The 22,414-nt window shown below is 68.5% G+C and carries 17 protein-coding genes; 11 read left to right on the top strand and 6 right to left on the bottom strand.

The window, feature by feature from the left end; translation table 11 throughout:
* Positions 1-53 precede the first annotated feature (53 nt).
* The 7 genes from hpnC to hpnH are packed head-to-tail and all read left to right on the top strand — an operon-like array spanning position 54 to position 8,483.
* Positions 54-857: a squalene synthase HpnC gene (gene hpnC / locus OHA10_RS34070; RefSeq protein ID WP_371402886.1), complete on the top strand. Its 804-nt coding sequence runs from the start codon at positions 54-56 to the stop codon at positions 855-857.
* Positions 854-1,723 carry a squalene/phytoene synthase family protein gene (locus OHA10_RS34065; RefSeq protein WP_371402885.1) on the top strand — a complete coding sequence of 290 codons (870 nt, stop codon included), beginning with the start codon at positions 854-856 and terminating at the stop codon, positions 1,721-1,723. Before hpnC ends, OHA10_RS34065 begins: the two co-directional genes overlap by 4 nt.
* Complete coding sequence (hpnE, locus tag OHA10_RS34060; RefSeq protein WP_371402884.1) at positions 1,720-3,057, top strand: hydroxysqualene dehydroxylase HpnE; 1,338 nt, start codon at positions 1,720-1,722, stop codon at positions 3,055-3,057. Before OHA10_RS34065 ends, hpnE begins: the two co-directional genes overlap by 4 nt.
* Positions 3,054-4,094, top strand: coding sequence for a polyprenyl synthetase family protein (locus OHA10_RS34055; RefSeq protein WP_371402883.1), 1,041 nt, complete (start codon positions 3,054-3,056; stop codon positions 4,092-4,094). The genes hpnE and OHA10_RS34055 overlap by 4 nt, the downstream gene beginning before the upstream one ends.
* Positions 4,091-6,004, top strand: coding sequence for a squalene--hopene cyclase (gene shc, locus OHA10_RS34050; protein ID WP_371402882.1), 1,914 nt, complete (start codon positions 4,091-4,093; stop codon positions 6,002-6,004). Before OHA10_RS34055 ends, shc begins: the two co-directional genes overlap by 4 nt.
* Positions 6,001-7,485, top strand: a complete 1,485-nt coding sequence (gene ispH / locus OHA10_RS34045; RefSeq protein ID WP_371402881.1) for a 4-hydroxy-3-methylbut-2-enyl diphosphate reductase — start codon at positions 6,001-6,003, stop codon at positions 7,483-7,485. Before shc ends, ispH begins: the two co-directional genes overlap by 4 nt.
* Positions 7,482-8,483, top strand: a complete 1,002-nt coding sequence (gene hpnH / locus OHA10_RS34040) for an adenosyl-hopene transferase HpnH (RefSeq protein WP_371402880.1) — start codon at positions 7,482-7,484, stop codon at positions 8,481-8,483. Before ispH ends, hpnH begins: the two co-directional genes overlap by 4 nt.
* Here the strand turns inward: hpnH and OHA10_RS34035 are convergent.
* Both OHA10_RS34035 and OHA10_RS34030 read right to left on the bottom strand, forming a co-directional pair.
* Positions 8,448-9,677, bottom strand: a complete 1,230-nt coding sequence (locus OHA10_RS34035; RefSeq protein ID WP_371402879.1) for an MFS transporter — start codon at positions 9,675-9,677, stop codon at positions 8,448-8,450. The two genes, hpnH and OHA10_RS34035, sit on opposite strands and share 36 nt — an antisense overlap.
* 67 nt (positions 9,678-9,744) lie before the next feature.
* On the bottom strand, positions 9,745-11,037 hold the full coding sequence (locus OHA10_RS34030; RefSeq protein ID WP_371402878.1) for an ADP-ribosylglycohydrolase family protein: 1,293 nt from the start codon (positions 11,035-11,037) through the stop codon (positions 9,745-9,747).
* A 59-nt stretch (positions 11,038-11,096) separates the two neighbouring features.
* Between OHA10_RS34030 and OHA10_RS34025 the strand changes: the two genes are divergently transcribed.
* Complete coding sequence (locus tag OHA10_RS34025) at positions 11,097-11,663, top strand: putative glycolipid-binding domain-containing protein (RefSeq protein WP_371402877.1); 567 nt, start codon at positions 11,097-11,099, stop codon at positions 11,661-11,663.
* Here OHA10_RS34025 and OHA10_RS34020 read toward each other — a convergent pair.
* Together OHA10_RS34020 and OHA10_RS34015 are read right to left on the bottom strand one after the other, a co-directional pair.
* On the bottom strand, positions 11,660-12,241 hold the full coding sequence (locus OHA10_RS34020; protein WP_371402876.1) for a DUF305 domain-containing protein: 582 nt from the start codon (positions 12,239-12,241) through the stop codon (positions 11,660-11,662). The genes OHA10_RS34025 and OHA10_RS34020 overlap by 4 nt on opposite strands.
* A gap of 63 nt (positions 12,242-12,304) precedes the next feature.
* A complete protein-coding gene (locus tag OHA10_RS34015) occupies positions 12,305-13,237 on the bottom strand; it encodes a DUF1996 domain-containing protein (RefSeq protein WP_371402875.1) in 933 nt (310 codons plus the stop codon).
* A 240-nt stretch (positions 13,238-13,477) separates the two neighbouring features.
* On the opposite strand from OHA10_RS34015, the gene OHA10_RS34010 reads away from it, so the two are divergent.
* The 3 genes from OHA10_RS34010 (at position 13,478) to OHA10_RS34000 (ending at position 19,007) form a co-directional block, all read left to right on the top strand.
* The gene (locus tag OHA10_RS34010; protein WP_371402874.1) at positions 13,478-15,622 is read left to right on the top strand and encodes a discoidin domain-containing protein; all 2,145 of its coding nucleotides are present in this window, start codon (positions 13,478-13,480) and stop codon (positions 15,620-15,622) included.
* Positions 15,623-15,650: 28 nt separating this feature from the next.
* Positions 15,651-16,679, top strand: coding sequence for a LacI family DNA-binding transcriptional regulator (locus OHA10_RS34005; RefSeq protein ID WP_371402873.1), 1,029 nt, complete (start codon positions 15,651-15,653; stop codon positions 16,677-16,679).
* 111 nt (positions 16,680-16,790) lie between these two features.
* Positions 16,791-19,007 carry a discoidin domain-containing protein gene (locus OHA10_RS34000; RefSeq protein WP_371402872.1) on the top strand — a complete coding sequence of 739 codons (2,217 nt, stop codon included), beginning with the start codon at positions 16,791-16,793 and terminating at the stop codon, positions 19,005-19,007.
* Here the strand turns inward: OHA10_RS34000 and OHA10_RS33995 are convergent.
* Positions 18,998-21,307 (bottom strand): FdhF/YdeP family oxidoreductase, encoded by a 2,310-nt coding sequence (locus OHA10_RS33995; protein ID WP_371402871.1) that lies wholly within the window; start codon positions 21,305-21,307, stop codon positions 18,998-19,000. The genes OHA10_RS34000 and OHA10_RS33995 overlap by 10 nt on opposite strands.
* A 127-nt stretch (positions 21,308-21,434) precedes the next feature.
* Positions 21,435-22,361, bottom strand: coding sequence for a hypothetical protein (locus tag OHA10_RS33990; RefSeq protein ID WP_371402870.1), 927 nt, complete (start codon positions 22,359-22,361; stop codon positions 21,435-21,437).
* Positions 22,362-22,414 lie beyond the last annotated feature (53 nt).

The following is a 22,414-nucleotide window of genomic DNA, read 5'->3' as shown; positions in this document are numbered from 1 at the left end:
ATCATGGAACTGTGCATCCAGACGGAGTGCAGAATGCCGCTTCCGACCGTCAATTGGGCAGAAAGGAACTCACCGAGAACTTTCCTGTCGCACTCAAGCTCCTGCCCGCCGGGCACCGGGAGTCGCTGCACGCTGTCTACGGCTACGCCCGAACAGTGGACGAGCTCGGCGACAGCTACGCCGGCGACCGTACGGCGGCCTTGCGCGCGTTCACGGTCGATCTCGACCGCATCTGGGCCGGCGAAGAGCCGGACCATCCGGTACTGCGCCGTCTGCGCCCGATCGTCCACCAGCACGATCTGCCGCCTGATCCCTTCCACCGCCTGATCCAGGCCAACCTGCAGGACCAGACGGTTACGCGCTACCCGACGTTCGAGGACCTCCTCGGCTACTGCCGCCTCTCCGCCGATCCCGTCGGCCGGATGGTGCTCGGCGTGTTCGAGGTCCACGATCCCGAGACCGAGCGTCTGTCCGACCTGGTGTGTACGGCGTTGCAGCTGGTCGAGCACTGGCAGGACGTCGGCGAGGATCGCCGCGCCGGCCGGATCTACCTGCCGCAGACGGACCTCATGACGTACGGCGTTGCCGAGACCGATCTCGATCGGGGCCAGGCGACACAGCAACTGCGCGAGTTGATGATTTTCGAGACTGCGAGGGCCGCGAAGATGCTCGACGAAGGTGCAGCGATCGTCGGCCGGTTGCACGGCTGGGCGCGGATCTCCGTGGCCGGGTTCGTGGCCGGCGGTCAGGCGACGGTCCGGGCGTTGCGTCGTACCGGAGGTGATGTGTTGTCCCATCAGGCGAGTCCGTCGAAGTTCGACACCGTGCGCTTGCTGGTCAAGGCGGTCGCCCGATGACGTCGACGGTCGAGGAAGCGTACGCAGCCTGCCTGGACATCACGCGCACCGAGGCGCGCAACTTCTACTACGGCATCCGCCTGCTCCCGACGCCGAAGCGCAACGCTCTCTCGGCGCTGTACGCGTTGGCGCGGCGGATCGACGACATCGGTGACGGCGACCTCCCGTTGGAGGACAAGCGCACCGCGCTTGCCGGAGTACGCAAGGATCTCGGCCGGCTGGGCGACATTCACGAGCCTGTGTACGTCGCGGTCGCCGACGCGGCGCGCCGGTATCCGGTGCCGCTCGGCGCGTTCGAGGAACTGGTTGCGGGTGTCGAGACCGACCTGACCGAAGTACGCATCGGCGACTTCGACGAGTTGGTCGTGTACTGCCGGCGCGTCGCGGGTTCGGTCGGCCGGCTGTGTCTGTCGATCTTCGGCCCGACCGGCTCCGCGGACCTCGAGACGCTCGCCCTGTACGCCGATCAGCTGGGTATCGCCCTCCAGCAGACCAACATCCTCCGCGACATCCGGGAGGACCTGACCAACGACCGGATCTACTTACCGGCCGACGAACTGGAACGCTTCGGCGTCCGGATCGAACTCGACGAGCACGGCAACCTCGACGACCCCCAAGGCCGGTTGGCCGGCTACATCCGGTACGCCGCGGGCCGCGCGCAGGACTGGTACTCGCTCGGCTGGCGTCTGCTCCCGTACCTCGACTGGCGCAGCGGCGCGTCCTGCCGCGCGATGTCGGGCATCTACCACCACCTCCTCCGCCGGATCGGAGCGAACCCTGTGCTCGTGTACGACCAGCGGTTGTCGTTGTCGGCGGGGGAGAAGGCACAGGTTGCGCTCGCTTCGCTGGCGGGGGCCCGCTCATGAGAAGGGTGGCCGTTGTCGGAGGTGGTCTGGCAGGGATCACGGCAGCGCTACAGCTGGCCGATGCCGGGTGTGAGGTGGTGCTGTTGGAGGGGCGGCCGAAGTTGGGTGGTCTGACCCATTCGTTCGAGCGGGACGGACGCTGGATCGACAACGGCCAGCACGTGTTCCTGCGCTGCTGTACGTCGTACCTCGGGCTGCTCGATCGGCTGGGCGTGCGGGATCAGGTGCACCTGCAGCCGCGGCTCGACGTGCCGGTGCGGAGTGGGGAGCGTGGCGGCGTCGGGCGGATCCGGCGCAATGCGATGCCGGCACCGTTGCATCTCGGCCCGGCGTTGGCGACGTACCGCTGGCTGAGTGTGCCCGAGCGGGTTGCTGCGGTGCGGGGTGCGTTGGCGATGGGGCGGGTGGATCGGACGGCTGCCGAGACGGATGCGCAGTCGTTCGGAGATTGGCTCGCCGCGCATGGGCAGGACGCGCGGGCGGTGGAGGCGCTGTGGGAGTTGATCGGCATCGCGACGCTGAACGCGCGTGCCGACAACGCGTCGCTTGCCGTTGCGGCGACGGTGTTCCAGGTCGGACTGCTGGAGAGGAGTGATGCGGCGGATATCGGTTGGTCGTTGGTGCCGTTGCAGCAGTTGCACGGCGAGGCTGCGGCGCGTGCGTTGACTGCTGCAGGGGTTGCTGTTCGGTTGCGGGCGCGGGTTCGGGCTCTGGATGCGGTGGATGGTGGTTGGACGATCGAGGGGGAGAGGTACGACGACGTCGTACTGGCGGTGCCGCCGGCCGAGGCGGCGAGCCTGCTGCCGGACGACGCGGTGGACCTGCCGGCCGGGTGGGCGGAGGCACTCGGCAGCTCTCCGATCGTCAACGCGCACGTGGTGTTCGATCGCGTGGTGCTCGACGAGCCGTTCGTTGCCGGCGTCGACAGTCCACTCCAGTGGGTCTTCGACCGGACCGTCCAGAGCGGAAGCAATCCGGCCGAGCAGTACCTCGCCGTCTCGTTGTCGGCGGCCGATGACCTGATCGACACCCCGGTTGCCGAACTGCGCGACGTCCTTGTGCCTGCCCTCCGGCGGCTGCTCCCCGCGGCCGCCGACGCGCGTGTGAAGGAGTTCTTCGTGACCCGAGAGCGACAAGCCACCTTCCGGCCGGCGCCAGGCACCGGCCGTTTCCGCCCCGACGCGACCACCACCCGCCCCGGCCTGCACCTGGCCGGCGCCTGGACCGCCACCGGCTGGCCCGCCACCATGGAGGGCGCCGTGCGCAGCGGCGAGGCCGCGGCCGCCTCCGTCCTGACCACATCCGCGCCGTCGGTCGAGGATGTGGTCTCGTGACGGCCGTGGAGAGGATGCCTTCGGCAACTAATGTGCTGGATCTGCTCGCTCGTGGGCGTGAGTTGGTCGACCCGCGACTGCGCCACGCACTGGATCGTCTCGACGAGCACACCCGGTTGGTCGCGAACTACCACTTCGGCTGGTGTGACGACCAGGGACGACCGACCGGCGGCAACTCCGGCAAGGCGATCCGTCCGGGCCTGACGCTGCTCGTCGCCGAGGCCGTCTGCGGATCACCCGGGCCGGCCGTCCCCGGCGGCGTCGCGGTCGAGCTGATCCACAACTTCTCGCTCATCCACGACGACCTGATGGACCGCGACACGCAACGCCGCCATCGTCGTACCGTCTGGGCGATCTGGGGCGACGCGACCGCGGTCCTGGTCGGCGACGCGCTGGCTTGTCTCGCGGACGAAGTACTTGCCGAGTGCAACTCGCCGTACGCCGTTCGCGCCGGACACGCCCTCGCCGTCGCCACGCGCGAGCTGATCCGCGGGCAGGTGCTCGACGTGGCGTTCGAACGCCGCGAGTCCGTCAGCCTGTCGGAGTGCGTCGACATGGCGGCCGGCAAGACCAGCTCGTTGCTCGGCGCATCGGCGGAGCTCGGGGCGATCCTGGCGGGTGCCGATGCGGCGACGTGCGACGCGTTCCGGACGTACGGCTGGGAGCTCGGGCTGGCCTTCCAGATCGTCGACGACCTACTCGGTATCTGGGGTGCGCCGGAGAAGACCGGCAAGCCGGTGTTCTCCGACCTGCGTGCGCACAAGAAGACGCTTCCTGTTGTGTGGTCCCTCGAGTACGGCGGTGCGCACGGGCGCGAGCTCGCCGCATGGTTCGCGGAGACGGGTACTCCGAGCGAGGACGACGTACGACGGGCCGCCGTACTCGTGGAGAACGCGGGCGGGCGGGAGTGGGCGTTGGCCGAGGCCGAGGAACGAGTGCGTAAGGCCGGGAAGGCGCTGGATGCCGCGGGTATCGCGCCGGCCAACCGGGATCAGCTCGACCAGTTGGCCCAGTTCATCGCGGAGCGGCAGCTGTGACGGCGGAGCAGGTGGCCGACGCCGAGCGGTCCGACGTACGCGTCGAGGAGTGTTTGGACGCGGCGGTGGCGTATCTGCGCTCGTTGCAGCACGACGACGGCTGGTGGAAGGGCGACCTGGCAACCAATGTGACGATGGATGCCGAGGACCTGATGCTGCGGCACTTCCTCGGCGTGGCGTCCGCGCAGACGGACGCAGAGACGGCGCGGTGGATCCGGTCACAGCAGCGTGAAGACGGCACTTGGGCGACGTTCCCGGGTGGGCCGGGTGACCTGTCGACGACGGTGGAGTCGTGGGTCGCGCTGCGGATGGCGGGTGACGATCCGGGTGCTGCGCATCTGGCTCGGGCTGCGTCGTTCATCCGGTCGGCGGGCGGGGTCGAGCAGGCGCGGGTGTTCACGCACATCTGGCTGGCGTTGTTCGGCTTGTGGTCGTGGGACGACTGTCCTGATCTGCCGCCCGAGTTGATCTTCCTGCCCAGCCGGGTGCCGTTGAATGTCTACAACTGGGCATGCTGGGCGCGGCAGACGATCGTCCCGCTGACGATCGTGAGCGCGCATCGTCCGGTGCGGCCGGTCGCCTTCACCGTGGAGGTGCTGCGGGCTGGTACGGCGTCGTCGCCGCGCTCGGCGCCGTGGTCGCTCGACGGGGCGTTCCAGCGGCTGGACGTCGTACTCAATGCGTACTCGCGGTGGGGGCCGCGCGGGCCGGCGAAGGGGCTGCGGCGGTTGGCGATGCGGCGGGCCGTGGAGTGGATCGTTGCTCGGCAGGAGGCAGATGGCGGGTGGGGTGGGATCCAGCCGCCGTGGGTGTACTCGTTGATCGCGCTGGACCTGATGGGGTACGCGATCGATCATCCGGTGATGGCGGCCGGTTTGCGCGGGCTCGACGGGTTCACTGTGCACACCGAGACCGCCGAGGGGCCTGCGCGGTGGTTGGAGGCTTGTCAGTCGCCGGTGTGGGATACGGGCCTCGCGGTCGGGGCGTTGCTGGACGCCGGGGTCGAGCCGGATGACAAGACGGTGCTCAAGGCAACTGATTGGCTGCTGGCCGAGCAGATCGATGCGCCGGGGGACTGGCAGGTACGCCGGCCCGGGTTGGTGTCGGGCGGGTGGGCGTTCGAGTTCGCGAACGACGGCTATCCGGACACGGACGACACGGCGGAGATCGTGCTGGCGCTGCGGCGGGTGGAACATCCCGAGCCGGGCCGGTTGCGGAAGGCGTTGGACGATGCGGTCGAGTGGACAGCGGGGATGCAGTCTGCTGACGGCGGGTGGGGTGCGTTCGATGCGGACAACACCGACACGACGCCGTTGAAGCTGCCGTTCTGCGATTTCGGCGCGGTGATCGATCCGCCGTCGGCCGATGTGACCGCGCATGTGGTCGAGATGCTGGCGGCTGAAGGGCGGACGGATTCTGCTGAGTGCCGGCGTGGGGTGCGGTGGTTGCTGGACTCGCAGGAGAAGGACGGGTCCTGGTTCGGTCGCTGGGGGACGAACCACGTCTATGGGACCGGTGCCGTCGTACCTGCGTTGATCGCTGTCGGGATGCCGGCGGACGATCCGGTGATCCGGCGGGCGGTGCGGTGGGTCGAGGACCATCAGAACGCGGACGGCGGGTGGGGCGAGGACCTCCGCTCGTACGTCGATCCGTCGTGGATCGGGCGCGGTGATTCCACGCCGTCCCAGACCGCGTGGGGCCTGCTGACGCTGCTAGCTGCTGGTGAACGTGGTGACGCCGTACGCCGCGGGGTCGGCTATCTCGTCGACACGCAACGCCCGGATGGCGGCTGGGACGAGCACCGCTACACCGGCACGGGCTTCCCCGGCGACTTCTACATCGGCTACCACCTGTACCGCCTCGTCTTCCCGATCTGGGCCCTGGGCCGCTACCTCGGGAGAAACCGATGAGCCCGATCGTCTACACGCCCTTGTACGCCGAGTGGTTGGCCCTCCGCGACAAACTCACGACCCCCGTCATCCGCACCGGCCGATCCCGCGGCAAACCCACCCAAGGCCCCACCCTCATAGCCGGAGTAGCCGGCGCCTTGGTCGACGGGATCGCTCCCGGCGACGTGATCGTCGCAAGCGAAATCCGCCACCTCGGCCGGACCGCCCCAGGCGAGGTCGGGCGGGTGGTGGAGTGTTCTGGGGCTGAGCTTGTTGCGGGGGAGTTGCGGCGGTTGGGGATGGCTGTTCATGTCGGGCCGCTTGTTACCACCGACCACATCGTCGACTCGGTTGCCGAGCGGGCCGCGTTGGCGGCTGCTGGGGCGATTGCTGTTGATACCGAGTCTGGGTTGTTGGTGGGGGAGGACGGGCAGAGCGTCGTCGTTCGGGTGGTGGTTGATACGCCGGGGCGGCCGCTGCGGCGGGTTGGGATGCCGGTGCGGGGAGCGCGGGGGCTGATGCAGTTGCGGCGTACCGCGCCGGCTATTGATGCGTGGGCCGCAGCGACCGGGGAGCGGGAGGTGCTGCTGGCGACACCGCGGTCGTTTTGTGCGGGTGTTGAGCGGGCGATCGACACGGTGGAGCGGGCGTTGGAGCGGTTCGGGGCGCCGGTTTATGTGCGTCGGCAGATCGTTCACAACCGGCATGTCGTCAATGACCTGGAAGGTAGAGGCGCGGTCTTCGTCGAAGAGCTCGACGCCGTCCCGGAAGGCAGCCTCGTCGTCCTGGCGGCTCACGGTGTCGCCCCGGCGGTGCGACAGCAGGCGGACGAGCGTCACCTGAAGGTCATCGACGCCACCTGCCCGCTCGTCGCCAAGGTGCACCACGAGGTACGCCGGTACGCCGCCCGCGACACGACCGTCGTACTCATCGGCCACCCCGACCACGAGGAAGTGATCGGCACGGTCGGCGAGGCCCCGGAGCACGTGATCGTCGTCGCCAACCCCGCCGAAGCCGAGACCGTCCAACTCCCCGACCCGACCAGGGTCGGCTACGCCATGCAGACCACGCTCGCCGTCGAAGAGCCTGCCGAGACAGCCGCAGTACTGCGACGACGCTTTCCAGCCCTGACCGGACCACGACGAGATGACATCTGCTACGCGACCAGCAACCGCCAGGCCGGCGTCCGCGCGATCGCCGCGCAGTCCGACCTGGTGATCGTGCTGGGTTCACAGAACTCCTCCAACTCGAAACGCCTCGCCGAAGTCGCCGAGGCCGCCGGCACCCGCGCCGTACTCGTCGACGACGCCGGCGAGCTCGAGCTGGATCTCCTGGCCGGTGCCGAGCGGATCGGCATCACCGCTGGCGCGTCGGCCCCGCCGGAGCTGGTCGACCACCTGATCCGCTGTTTGTCCGGGCTGGGCCCGGTATCCGTCACCGAGAACGGGACGCTGACCGAGGACGTCCGCTTCGCGCTACCGAAAGAAGTGAGTCAGCCATGAGCATGCCGCTACGGCAGTCCATCCGCCTGGGCGGGTACCTGATGAAGCAGAAGCTCAAGCGACGGGAGAAGTTCCCGATCCTGCTCGAGCTGGAACCACTGTACGCGTGCAACCTGAAGTGCGCGGGCTGCGGGAAGATCCAGCAGACCCACGACTGGCTGAAGAAGCGGATGTCGGTCGAGCAGGCGGTTGCCGCGGTCGAGGAATGCGGTGCGCCGATGGTCTCGATCGCCGGCGGCGAACCGCTGATGCACAAGGAGATCGACGAGATCGTCCGGCAGTTGCTTGCCCGGGGCAAGATCGTGTTCCTGTGCACGAACGCCGTTCTGATGCCGAAGCACCTGCACAAGTTCACGCCGCACAAGAACTTCGCCTGGATGGTGCACATCGACGGGCTGCGCGAGCGGCACGACCAGTCGGTCTGCAAGGACGGCGTGTTCGACCAGGCCGTCGAGGCGATCAAGCAGGCGCAGGCGGCCGGCTTCCGGGTGATGACCAACACCACGTTCTTCGACACCGACAGCCCGCAGGACGTCATCGACGTACTCGACTACCTGAACGACGAGCTGAAGATCGACAACATGCAGATCTCGCCCGGATTCGCGTACGAGAAGGCGCCGGACCAGGAGCACTGGCTCGGCCCGGAGGAGACCCGGCAGCTGTTCCGCAAGGCCTTCGGCGACGGCCGGCGGAAGAAGTGGCGGCTGAACCACTCGCCGCTGTTCCTCGACTTCCTCGAGGGCAAGGTCGACTTCAGCTGTACGGCGTGGGCGATCCCGCTGTACTCGCTGAAGGGCTGGCAGCGCCCGTGCTACCTGATGGACGACGGGTACGTCGGGACGTACCAGGAGCTCATCGACGACACCGACTGGGACAGCTACGGTCGCGGCAAGGACCCGCGCTGCGCGAACTGCATGGCCCACTGCGGCTACGAACCGACCGCCGTCGTCGCGACGCTCGGCTCACTCCGCGAGTCGATCCGGGCGGCTGTCAGCTAGGGCATGGGCTTCGCGGACGCTGAGCACGGTGAAGGCGGCGATCGCGAAGGCGGTGAGGGTGGCGGGTATGAAGAAGACGTGCGGAAGGCCGATCGCGGCCACACCGATACCGCCGATGGTGCCGCCGATCGCCGAGCCGAGCGGGATCGCGCCGAGGAAGACGCCGGACGCGGTGCCGGCGCCTTCCGGGTACAGGTGCTGGGCGATCGAGACGCCGAGCGCGCCGACGCACGCCCAGAGGCCCGCGTTCAGCACCTGCCCGAGGAACAGGCCGGCGACCGACGTGCTGAGGGCGTAGGCGAGGTTGCCGGACAGCCCGAGTACGGCGCCGACGGTCATTGCTCGCATCGGGCCGTAGCGGTCGGCGAGGCGGGCGACGACCGGGAGCAGGAGCAGCTCGAGCAGCGGCTGGATGCCGATCACCAGGCCGCGGACGGAGTCGGAGACGTGGAGCTGCTCGGCCATGTAGATCGGCAGGTAGCCGAACTTGATGGTGTCGCCGGTCATCGCGAGGACGCAGACCGCGGTGAACACCAGCAACGGCATCATGTGGTCGATCCGCCGCCGCTCCACGGACCTGACGCGCGCCGGGTCGTCGTACCGCTCGACGCGCTGGCGACCGAGCGGGATGATCGCGCCGAACACGCAGGCCGCGGTCGCGACCAGCAGGGCCCGCAGCCCGAACACCCCGCCGAACCAGCTGCCGAAGACGGGTCCGAGGATCCAGCCCGTCGTGAACGCCATCCGGATGGTCGCGATGACCCGGTTCTCGGCCCGGGTCGGATGGCGGCTGAGCTCGTCGCGGCAGGCGGCGAACAGCTGCGCCATCGACCCGCCTGCCACGCTCAAGGCCACCGTGCTGATCACGAACGGCATCCAGACCGCGTTCGCCGACGCCATCAGCAGCCAGCCGGCCGCTCCGACCACCGAGCAGATCCGGAACCACAGCAGCCGGTCGTGACTCCGGTCCGACCAGCGGCCGACGATGTATCCGGCGATCGGAGAGGCCACGTTCGTGACGTAGTACAGCCCGGCGAGCGGCAACGGCGTACCGAGGTCACGGACCAGGAAGAGCGTCAGCTGCGGGGTCGCCGCCGACAACCCGACCCCGGCGATCAGCAGCGAGAGGAACGCCGAACGGTAGAACCGCGACCGGAGCACAGTGCCCAGCGCCGACTCCGACCGGTCCAGCATCCACCCCTCCAACGGAAAGCGCCTGCCACGAACGATAGGCGTTATGCCGCGATCTTGCTTAACCGTGTCAGCCCTCGAACAGACCCCCGCTCTCAGCCAGCCGCACGGTCCGGTCGGCGAGGTCGGAGATCACCGAGTTGTCGAAGCCGAACAGCGCCGAGCGGGTCCGGTTCTCGAGCGGTGCGATCAGGTGCTCCGGCAGGTCCCGGGTGCCGATGAGGATGCCGAGGACCGAGCCGACGGTCGCGCCGTTCGAGTCGGTGTCCCAGCCACTCATCACCACCCGTCCGACGCCGGTCAGGTAGTCGCCGTCCGACCAGAGCAGGGCAGCCGCGACGATCGCCGCGTTGTTGATGGTGTGGATCCACGAGTAGTGGCCGTACCGCTCCTGGATCATCCGGAGCGCGTCCTCCCACGCGCCCTCGAACTCCAGCACGTCGCGGATCGCCTCGGCCAACCGGGACTGCGGAGGTACGACGGCCAACGCCCGCTCGACCGCCTCGCGCGGTGAAGACGCCGTGAACGCCGACGCCACCAGTGCCGCCGCCCACATCTCCCCGTAGATCCCGTTCCCGACATGCGACAACGCGGCGTCCTGGTACGACAGCCGCGCGGCCGCCCACGGATCGCCGGCGTGCACGTAGCCGAACACATCCCCGCGGATCTGCGCGCCGATCCACTCCCGGTACGGATTACGCCGTCGCGCCACCTCAGGCACCGTGAACCCGTCCACGAGATTCACGTACGCCGCCCGCTCCGCCGTGAACACCTGCCCGACCGGGAACAGCCGGAGCCACGCCGCGCCGACGTCCTCGGGCCGCAGCCGGCTGCCATGCGTCTCGAGCAGATGCAGCGCCAGGATCGGGTAGTCGATGTCGTCGTCACGCGCCGAACCCCTGACGTTCCCGCGCGTGGTCTCCGGCCAGCACGACGTCAGCTCGAACCCTTCCGGCATCGGATCGAGGACCGGCACGTAGTCCCGCAGCGGGTACGCGTCCGCGAGTGTCAGGTAGTCGCGGATCCGGTCCGACGTCCAGTAGTCGCCCGACTCGATCGGCTTCCCCACGTTGCACCCGGCGATTCGCCCGAGCCAGGCGGCGTGGATCTTGTCCGCGAGGTCGTCCACCTTCGACGCCTCCGGGATCGCGGCGAGTGTCTCCTCGATGTCCTCGAGCTCGTCCGGCTCGACGTAATTCCAGCCGGGTGCCCGAGCCGCCAACGACATCCGGTCGAGCAGGTCGAGCACCGCGACCCGGTCGGCCGGGTCGGTCCGGTTGGCTTCGCCCACCAGCTCGTCGATGTCGTAGCCCGTCTCCCGCCGCTGCCGCACCTCGGCGTACAACAGGTCCGTCGGTTGCATTGCGTCGTAGTGTCCACTCGAGTACCCGGGCCCAAGTTCCATGTGGCTAGGGTCTCAGCATGCAGCTGAAATCGATGCCCCGGGCCGCTTCGTGGACGCACGTCGGCGTGCGGGTCGGGTTCGAGGTGCTCTTCATGGACGGTCACCGGTTGCGCGGCCGTACGTCGGCCCGCGAGGGCGAGTCGACCTGGTACGTCGGTTACCGCATCGAGGTCGACGACGAGTGGCAGACGCGGACCGTGCACGCGGTGAACTCGACGGTGGCCGGTGAGCGCGAGGTCGTGCTCGAACGGAGTACGAGCGGCTGGACCGTCGACGGGGTGGCTCGGCCGGATCTCGACGGATGCATTGACGTCGACTTCGAGTCATCGGCGGTCACGAACACGCTACCGATCCACCGGCTGCCGTTCGTCCTCGGCGAGCCGGTCGAGGTCCCGGCCGCGTTCGTCCAGGCCGACGACCTGAGCGTGATCCGGCTCGAACAGCGCTACACCCTGCTGAGTTCCGACGGTGAGCGGCACGTGTTCGACTACGAGTCCGCGACGTTCGACTTCGCCTGCGAGCTGGTCTACGACGCCTCGGGACTGGTCCTGGACTATCCAGGCATCGCCGTCCGCGATCGCTAGCTCGAGATCACCTGGCTGATCGGAGTGGCCAGCCTGAGTTGTGCGGTTCGGTCCTTTTCGATCTGGGTGGCGAGGGTTTTGACGGAGGGGGCGTGGCCGGCGGCCTTGACGCTGCGGGTGATCAGGGCGGACTGGGTGAGGTGGTCCTGGATCTCGGTGGTGAGGACGCGGTCGAAGACGGGTCCGTTGAGATTGCCTAGGGCAACGACCTCGTCGGCTGTCATCATCCCTGGCATGTCGTGGCCCTCATGTGGGTTCGTGGTCGGCAGGTTCGCCTGGGTCCGGAGTGCGATGAGCTTCTGCAGTTCGGTCCGATGGGCGGGGACCAGCGCGGTGGCAAGTCGTCGTACCGCGGGGTCCGTCGAGCGGGTCTGCGCGAGGTCGAGGATCTGCAGGAACTGGTCGTCCATCGGGATCATCAGCTCGAGCCAGGCGGCATCGGTGGGGTTGAAGTCTGCCTGGATCGCAGGAGTCGGGGAGGACTGGGCCGAGGTGGGCCGGGTAGATGGGGCGCAGGCGGTGAGAAGGCCGACGGTCAGGATGCCGGCCAGGAGGCGAAGGGCGGGGCGGAGCGGCATGGGGGTCCTCGGGGATCGACCTGCGGTGCCGGGGTCTGCCCACGCCCGGCACCGCAGGAGGTGTCAGGGCCGGCCGGGAAGGCGGTAGTTGTCGCCGAGGGCCTGGCCGCGGTCTGGTTTGTAGAGGTCGAACCCCTTGGAATTGCACTGCAGACCACCGTTGATGCAGTGGCTCACCAGGGCAGCGAGCGTGGGCGGATCCCACGCGTTGAAGAAGTCGTAGTGCCAGGAGTACCCACGACCGCTGGCGAGCCGGATGCCCGTCAGGTCGCCGTCCGCGGGGAACGCGATCTTGAACTCCAGCATCGGCACCGGATTCGGGTGCGAGGCAGGGCAGACCCCGTCGACCGGGTACGCCATGTGACTCTTGTGGTCGGCGGAGTCGAGGTCGTGGCCGTTCCAGCAACTGGGGGCCTGGTAACGGATGTTGAGCTGGGTTCCGGCCGGGCAGCTGGCCGGGAAGTCCCAGTTGTGGAAGCTGTCTCCACACTCCCAGCCCTCGACAGCGCCCGGCGCGGTCCGGAACGCGTCCTGGGTAGCAGTCGGGCTGCCGACCACGAACCTGAGCCCCGGTGGGAACGGCTGGACCTGTTGATAGTTGAGGATTCCTGACTTGTAGTAGATGACCTGCGCCCAGGTCTGGATGATCGGCTGGTCGCCACGGAACATCGTCGGCCACCAGTAGGCGGACAGGTCATCGGGATTCAGGCAGGTCGTCGAGTAGGCGCCGGCGCCGTTCAGGCTGTCCAGCGTCGTGGCGGCGTTCGTCGTCGTGTTGCCGACGAAGCTGTGTTCGTGGGAGGCGCCCGGCAGGTTCGGGAACACGATCGGGTCGTCGGGAGCGCGGTGATGGACGGTGCAGTTGACCTGGAACTCGTGATGCGTGACCAGGTCGTCGGCCTGCGCGGTGGATCCGGCGAGGGCGGTCAGCAGGGCGGCGATGACGGCGGCGGCAGTGCCACCGGCGTACAGGACTCTCTTCTTTCTCGGGAACACGGAACTCCTCCGGTCGGGGGATTCCGCGGGGGCGGTGGATCGGGCAGCCCGCGGGGTGGACGAATCGCGGGAGAGCGCTCTCTGAAACACCTTGTTCCGGCCGCCCGGTGGTGTCAACCCTCCGTCGGTTCCGGAACCGGCGCAGCGGCAGCGAGCCATTGACAACCCCAGGTGAGGTGGGGAACATCGGTGCCGCGAGAGAGCGCTCTCTCATCTCTCTCCCGAAGGAGTTCCGCCCCGATGAAACTCTTGTCATTCACAGCCGTGACCGCGGCAGGACTGTTGTTGCTGGGCAGTCTCGTCCAGCCCGCGGCTGCACACGAAACGTCGGCCCAGGCCGGGAGCCTGCTCTCGCAGGGCAAGCCGGTGACGGCCTCGTCCAGCGAAGGTGCGGGTACGCCGGCCACCGCCGCCGTCGACGGTGATCCCGGCACGCGGTGGTCGAGCACGTTCGCGGATCCGCAATGGCTGCAGGTGGATCTCGGCGCCACGGCAACCATCGACCAGGTCGTGCTGCAGTGGGAAGCGGCGTACGCGACCGGCTACCGGATCGAGGTGTCGGCCGACGGCACGCAGTGGAACCAGGTGTACAGCACGACCACCGGGCACGGCGGCACCGAGACGCTCCCGGTGAGCGGTTCCGGACGATACGTCCGCTTCTACGGGACCCAGCGTGTCGGCGGCTACGGCTATTCGCTCTGGGAGTTCAAGGTCTACGGCACACCTGGTACCGGCGGACCGCCACCAGGCTCCGGCACTGTCCGCGTTGCCGGCAGTCAGGGCAACTGGCAGTTGCTGGTGAACAACGCGCCATGGACGGTCAAGGGCCTGACTTGGGGGCCGCCGGCAACAGAAGCCGCGCAACGCCTGCCCGAGCTGAAGTCGATCGGCGTCAACACCGTGCGGACCTGGGGAACCGACGCGAGCTCCAAACCGCTGTTCGACGCGGCGGCTGCGAACGGCATGCGCGTCGTCGCCGGCTACTGGCTCCAACCTGGTGGTGGACCCGGCAGCGGCGGTTGCGTCAACTACGTCACCGACACCAACTACAAGACCACGATGCTCGGGGAGATCCAGCGCTGGACCACGGAGTACAAGGACAATCAGGGCGTACTGCTGTGGGACGTCGGCAACGAATCGGTCCTCGGCCTGCAGAACTGCTTCTCCGGCGCCGAGCTCGAGCAGCAGCGGATCGCGTACGCCACGTTCGTCAACGACGCCGCGAAGGCGATCCACGCCATCGACCCGAACCACCCGGTCACCTCGACGGACGCCTGGACCGGCGCCTGGCCGTACTTCAAGCAGTACTCGCCCGACCTCGACCTGCTCGCGGTCAACTCCTACGGCCACGTCTGCCAGGTGAAGCAGGACTGGATCAACGGCGGTTACACCAAGCCCTACATCCTCACCGAGAGCGGACCGGCCGGCGAGTGGGAGGTGCCGAACGACGCGAACGGCGTACCGAACCAGCCGACCGACCTGCAGAAGCGTGACGGTTACACGCAGGCCTGGAACTGCATCATCGGTCACACCGGCGTGGCGCTGGGCGCAACCCTGTTCCACTACGGCAGCGAGAACGACTTCGGCGCGGTCTGGTTCAACCTCACGCCCGGCAACGAGAAGAGCCCGGCCTGGTACGCCGTCCGGCAGGCGTACGGCGGCGCATCCGGTGGGAACACCGCGCCGGTGATCACGGCCATGAACCTGAGCCGGACCACGGACGTGCCGGCCGGCGGAACGATCACGGTCAACGTAGCGGTCAGCGATCCCGACGGAGACGCGCTCACTCATGAGTTCAAGGTCGGTGGGAAGTACATCGACGGGAGTGGTGCCCTGGTGACGACGCCGTCGAGCGGGAACGGGCCGTTCACCGTGACCGTGCCGCAGCGGCTCGGGGTGTGGAAGCTGTACGACTACGTCCGTGACGGTCATGGCAACGTCGGGATCGAGACCAGGTCGTTCCGCGTGGTCGCACCTCCGGTCAGCGGCACCAATGTGGCCCGCGGGAAGCCGGCGACCGCCTCGTCGTACCAGCAGGTCGGCGACGGAGCGCCGTACCCGCCGTCGAACGTGACCGACGGAAACGCGACGACGCGCTGGGCGAGCGACTGGTCGGATCCGCAGTGGGTGCAGGTGGACCTCGGGCAGGTGACGTCGTTCGACCGCATCCAGCTGATCTGGGAGCCGGCGTACGCGCGGGCCTACCGGATCGAGGTGTCGGACGACGGGAACAGCTGGAGACAGCTCTACAGCACGGCTGACGGCAACGGCGACGTCGACGACCTCGGGGTGGCAGGTTCGGGGCGCTATGTCCGGTTGACCGGCACGCAGCGCGGGACCGGGTTCGGCTATTCGCTGTACGAGTTCGGCGTGTACAAACAGTGAGAGTTTCCGACAGCTACGATCCGGTGTCATGAGGAGCGGCGCATCCCGTCGTACGCCGACCTTGGAGGATGTCGCCAAGGCGGCCGGGGTTTCGCGGGCCACGGTGTCCCGGGTGGTGAACGGGATCACCTCGGTCGATCCCCGGATCCGGACCGTTGTCACGCGGGCGATCGAGGACACCGGGTACATCCCGAACGCCGCGGCCCGGACGCTGGTCAACCGGCGTTCGGGCACCGTGGCGCTGGTGATCTCCGGATCCGACGGATCGGCCGACCAGATCTTCCGGGATCCGTTCTTCGGGCGGATCACCGGGGGAGTGGTCCGTCACCTGCGGTCCGGCGGTATGCATCCGACCCTGATGCTCGCCGACTCCGACCAGGCCCGGCGGGATGCGCTCGACTTCGTCCGCCGGGGGAACGCGGACGGCGCCTTGCTGGTCTCGACGCATGCCGGCGACTCGTTGCCCCGGTTGTTCGTCGACGCGGGCATCCCGGCCGTCCTGTTCGCCCGGCCCGCGGTTCCGGTGCCGATCAGCTTCGTCGACCTGGACCATGAGGCCGGCGCGGCACTGGCTGCCGACCGGCTCGCCGACCTGGGCTGCCGCCGGGTCGTGACGATCGCCGGCCCGGCCGACCTGCCGGCCGCCAACGACCGGCTGTCCGGTTTCCAGCGCGCGATGGAGCGGCGCGGAGTGCCGTACGTCGATGTCGTCCGCGGCAACTTCACCGCGCAGAGCGGCGAACAGGCGATGAGCGAACTGCTCGACGCGGTGCCGGATGCAGACGGCGTGTTCGCGGCGAACGACCTGATGGCGGTCGGCGCGCTCCGCGTGCTGCACGAACGCGGGCGGTCGGTGCCCGGCGACGTCGCGCTGATCGGCTTCGACGACAGCGAACCCGCGCAGATGGCGCGGCCGCGGCTGACCACGATCGCACAGCCCGTGGAGGAGATGGCCGCGCGGATGACCGACATCCTGCTGGACCAGATCGCCACCCCGGCCGCGACGTTGACCTCGGTCGTCTTCGATCCGGAACTGATCATCCGCGAATCCGCCTAGAAGTTCCGGAACAGTTCCGGGAACGGCGGGCCCTTGACACTGCCGCGCGCGGCCGACGACCCTCTGAGAGAGCGCTCTCTCAGTAACCGCCCCGACTGATTGGTCTCCCCGATGTCCCTGAAACCCTTGCGCTGTCTCGTCGCGCTCCTCCTCGTTGCCGGTGGCATCGGCGCTGGTGACGCCGCTGCCGCCGGTGCAGCCACCGCCGCAGCCGCCGCATGTGGCTCTTCCAACGTCGCGTTGAACCGCCCCGCCACCGCGTCGTCCACCGAGAACGCGGGCCTGCCCGCCTCCGCCGCGGTCGACGGCAACCCCGGCACGCGCTGGGGCAGCGCCTTCTCCGACCCGCAGTGGCTGCAGGTCGATCTCGGTTCGAGCATCGAGGTCTGCCAGGTCGGGCTCAGCTGGGAAGCGGCGTACGGCAAGGCGTTCCGGATCGAGTTGTCCGACGATGCGAGCAGCTGGCGGCAGATCTACGCCACGACCACCGGTACGGGCGGGACGCAGAATCTCGACCTCACCGGGACCGGGCGCTACCTCCGGATCACCGGCACACAACGCGGCACCGGGTACGGGTACTCGCTCTGGGAGGTCGCAGTGCACGCGACGGACGGCGGCAGCGGACCGGTCGTCCCGCCCACCGACCCGGCGAACCCCGACCTCGGTCCGAACGTCTCCGTGTTCAGCCCGAGCACGCCCCAGGCCGACATGCAGAACAGGCTGAACCAGATCGCCGCCGAGATGCACACCAACCAGTTCGGCACCCAGCGGTACGCCGTGCTGTGGAAGCCCGGCACGTACACCGCGGACGTGAACCTGGGCTTCTACACCCAGGCCGCCGGCCTCGGTCTGTCACCCGACGACGTGAACCTCAACGGTCATGTCCGCGTCGAGGCGGACTGGCTGCAACAGGGTGACAACCCGAACAACAAGGGCAACGCGACCCAGAACTTCTGGCGGTCCGCGGAGAACCTCGCCGTCACCACCCCGGCCGGCCAGATCGAGCGCTGGGCTGTCTCGCAAGCGGCGCCGTACCGGCGGATGCACCTCAAGGGCGCGCCGGAGATCCAGCTCTGGAACGGCGGCGACGGCTGGGCCAGCGGCGGGCTGTTCGCCGACACCAAGATCGACAACACCGTCGTCTCCGGCTCCCAGCAGCAGTGGTTCTCCCGCAACTCCGAGTTCGGCGGCTGGAACGGCTCGGTCTGGAACATGGTGTTCACCGGCACCACCGGCGCCCCGCCGCAGCACTTCCCGAACCCTTCCCACACGGTGATCGCCCAGACGCCGAAGGTCCGCGAGAAGCCGTTCCTGTACGTCGATGCCGCCGGCAACTACAACGTCTTCGTCCCGGCGCTGCGGTCGAGCTCGGCGGGGACGAGTTGGTCGCACGGAGCGGCGGCCGGAACGTCGATCAGTCTTGCGAACTTCTACGTGGTCAAACCCGGCGCGTCCGTCGGCACGATCAACGCGGCCCTCGACCAGGGCAAGCACCTGCTGTTCACGCCGGGCATCTACCACCTCAGCGACACCATCCGGGTGAATCGCGCGAACACCGTCGTACTCGGGCTCGGGCTGGCCACGCTGATCCCGGACACCGGTCAGGCCGCGATCAGTGTCGCGGACGTCGACGGGGTCAAGCTCGCGGGTCTGCTCGTCGACGCCGGTCCGGTCAATTCACCGGTGCTGATCCAGGTCGGCCCGGCCGGCTCGACCGCGAGCCACGCCGCGAACCCGACCTCGTTGCACGATGTCTACGTCCGGATCGGTGGCGCCCACGTCGGCAAGGCCACAGTCAGTCTCCAGGTCAACAGCAACGACGTGATCGGCGATCACCTCTGGTTGTGGCGCGGCGACCACGGCGACGGTGTCGGCTGGAACGTCAACACCGCGGCCAACGGGCTCGTTGTCAACGGCAACGATGTGACGATGTACGGCCTGTTCGTCGAGCACTACCAGCAGTACGAGGTGCTCTGGAACGGCAACGGCGGCCGCACGTACTTCTTCCAGAACGAGTTCCCGTACGACGTCCCCGACCAGGCGTCGTGGTCGAGCGGCGGCGGAACGCAGGGCTGGGCGGCGTACAAGGTCGCGAACAACGTCACGACACACGAGGCGTGGGGTGTCGGCAGCTACTGCTTCTTCAGCCCGAACACGTCGATCGTGGCATCGCGATCGTTCGAGGTGCCGGACACCGCCGGCGTCCGGTTCCACGATCTGGTCTCGGTCTCGCTCGGCGGCGTCGGGACGATCTCCAACGTCGTCAACAACACCGGTGGCACCGCGAACGTCACCAACCAGCAGCGGTACCTCGTCAGCTATCCCTGACCCGACGGAGTGACCCGCACCCTGATGTTCTTCATCAGGGGCTGGTCGCTCTGGCTGCTGTAGTCGTTGGCGGCGACGAGGACGTTCATCTCCGGCATGTACCCCGCGGCGTTGCCGCGGGGCATGTCGTATCTCAACGCGCGGTAGTCATGAAGAACGCGGACGGATCCGTCGCGCGCGGTCGCGGTGATGTCGACGAGGTCGCCCTGTGCGAGGCCCCGGGCGCGCATGTCGTCGGCGTTCATCAGGATCAACGTGCGGAGGTTCTTCACGCCCCGGTACCGGTCGTCGTCGGAGTAGATCGTCGTGTTCCACTGGTCGTGCGAGCGCATGGTCTGCAGGATCAGTACGTCGTCGTCCGCGGGCACCAGATCGGGTAGATCCGCCGTCGAGAACTCCGCGCGACCGCTCGCGGTCAGGAAGACCAGCTCGCGGGCCGGCTGGCGCAGCCGGAAGCCGAGCGGGTGGCGGACGCGGCGGTTGAAGTCCTCGAACCCGTCCAGGGCCCTGGCCATGATGTCCCGGATCCGGTCGTAGTCCTCGACGTACGCGTCCCACGGCGTCTGCGTCGCGGGTAGTGTCGCCTTGGCGATGCCTGCGATGATCGCCGGCTCGGACAGCAGATGCGGTGAGGCGGGGCGTTTGCGGCCGATCGACAGGTGGACCATGCTCATCGAGTCCTCGACCGAGACCGACTGCGGGCCGCCCGCCTGGACGTCGAGCTCGGTCCGGCCGAGGCACGGCAGGATCAATGCCTGACGGCCGTGGACGAGATGGCTCCGGTTGAGTTTGGTGCTCACATGGACCGTGAGCTCACAGTTCCGCAGTCCCTCCGCGGTCGCGGCGCTGTCCGGGGCGGCGAGCGCGAAGTTCCCGCCCATCCCGACGAACACCTTGACCTTTCTCTCCCGCATCGCGGCGATCGTGCGGACCGTGTCGAGGCCGTGTTCGCGCGGCGGGTCGATACCGCAGGCGGCGGCCAGCCGGTCGAGGAACTGCGTGCTGGGACGGTGATCGATCCCGCAGGTCCGGTTGCCCTGCACGTTGCTGTGGCCGCGGACCGGCGACGGTCCGGCGCCCTCGCGGCCGAGGTTCCCGCGCAGCAACAGCAGGTTGACGATCTCGCGGACGGTGTCGACGCCGTGCTCGTGCTGCGTGATGCCGAGACACCAGCTGATCAGCGTGCACCGAGCCTGCGAGTAGATCGTGGCGGCGCGGCGGATGTCCGATTCCGACAGCCCGGACTGCCGCTCGATCTCTGCCCACTCGGTGTCCTCACACACCTTCCGGTACGCCGCGAAGCCGTCGGTGTATCGCTCCAGGAACACCTCGTCGAGCGCTCTCCGGTCGGTCCGCGCTTCCTCGAGGACCGCCTTCGCGATACCCCGCAGCAGTGCGAGGTCGCCGCCGACGCGGACCTGCAGGTTGAGCGTGCTGGTCGGCGTGGCCTTGAACAACGCCATGTCGACGAACTCGTGCGGCACGATCGTGCGGGTGGCGGCGGCCTCGACGAGCGGGTTGATGTGCACGATCTGCGCGCCACGCCGGTACGCGTCCGCGAGCGCGGTCAGCATCCGGGGTGCGTTCGACGCCGCGTTCACGCCGAGGATGAAGATCGCTTCGGCGGTCTCCCAGTCGCGGAGGTCCGCCGTACCCTTGCCGGTTCCGAGGGCTGCCTGGAGGGCGCGGCCGGAGGCTTCGTGGCACATGTTCGAGCAGTCCGGGAGGTTGTTCGTGCCGTACTCCCGGGCGAACAGCTGGTAGAGGAACGTGGCCTCGTTGCTCAACCGGCCGGAGGTGTAGAACGAGGCCTGGTCGGGGGAGTCGAGGGCCCGCAGTCGGGTGCCGATCAGGTCGAAGGCGGCCGACCAGCTGATCGGGACGTAGTGGTCGGTCGCGCCGTCGTACACCATCGGCTCGGTCAGCCGGCCGGCGTCCTCGAGCGCGAAGTCCGTCCAGGTCTCGAGTTCGGTGACGGTGTGCCGGGCGAAGAGCTCACGGCCGGCGCGGTCCGGGGTCATCTCCCAGACGACGTGCTTGACGCCGTTCTCGCACAGGTCCAGCTTCAATCCGTCGGTGGCGTCCGGCCACGCGCAGCCGGGGCAGTCGAACCCGCTGTTCTCATGGTTCATCTTGAGCATCGCCCGCGGCCCGGACAGCAGCGCGTGCTCACGCTTCAGCACCTGGCCGACGGACACTGCTGCGCCCCAGCCCGCGGCCGGGTGGTGATAGTCCTCCTGCGACCACTCGGCGGCGGTCTCCGGCCCGTCGCCGCCGTCGTTCACCGTCCTGTCGACCATCCTGTCGCTCCCTCCGTCCGGGGACGCATCCCAAGGACGAGTCTGCACCTCGGACGCGGCTCAACGCACGGTGCCCGCCCTCCGAGGGAGGACGGGCACCGGGTTCATACGGAGGTTCGGCTGGTGCTCAGCCGCCGTTGAGGGTGTCGAACTTCGGTGCGATACGGAAGTACTGCGGGTCCGAGAAGGTCAGCGGGACCTTGCCCAGGCTCTTGATCACCGTGCTCGTACCGTTGGCGTGGCCAACGGCGTACAGGTAACCGGACTTGGTGTCCCGGTCGATGCCGAGCAGGAGGGTGCCGTTCGTTCCGCACTTGGTGGCGATGAGCTGCTCGAAGCCCTGCCAGGTAGCGGTGCGAACGGCCTTGCCGGTCGTCGCCGCGTTGTACTTCGTCGGCCAGGTGACCGTCAGCAGCGTGCCGGCCCGGGTGTTGGCGATGAAGGTCTCGGTGGTGTCGGTGCGGCCGATCAACGCCATCGACTTCACCGTGCTGAGACCGCCGACCCCGCCGGTCGAGCGCCAGCCGCTGCCTTCGGCAACCCAGCGGTCCAGCTGCCCGTTGGTGCGCTGGGCGTACAGCGTCGTCCGGGCCGGCGCGTTGGCCGGACGGTGGACGGACTGGTCGATCCAGCGGTAGTTGGCCCAGCCGCCACCGATGCGGAGGTTGGTGTGCGGGTAGTGCGGGTCGAGCTGGCTCTCGGTGTCGACCGTGAACGAACTCGAGTACAGCGCGCCGCCCATCACGGTCAGCCCGGTGCGCGTCTCGCCGCCGGCCCCCAACAGCTCTCCGGACACGGTGCTGATGTGCTGGACCTGGCCGGCCGGGAACACCCCGGCGGTGCCGCGGACGCCGCCGACGGTGATCGGTGCGGTGGCGTTGATCATCCGGCTGGTGAAGGCACCGTTGGCTGTCACCGACCCCAGCCGGAGCGCGCAGGCTGCCGTCGTACCTGATTCTGCTGCCGGCTTCGCCTGCGCCGACGATGCTGCGGCCGCGCCGAGCCCGAGTGCGAGCACTGCGGCCGAAGCCAGACCTACGGTCTTGCGAAACATCTGGATTGTCCTCCCCTCAGCGGAGGCGTCCTCGCCTCCGTCGTACCGCATTG

The sequence above is a fragment of the Kribbella sp. NBC_00662 genome (assembly GCF_041430295.1).
In the GTDB taxonomy this organism is placed as follows: domain Bacteria; phylum Actinomycetota; class Actinomycetes; order Propionibacteriales; family Kribbellaceae; genus Kribbella.
This window is presented reverse-complemented; position numbering and strand designations above follow the sequence as displayed.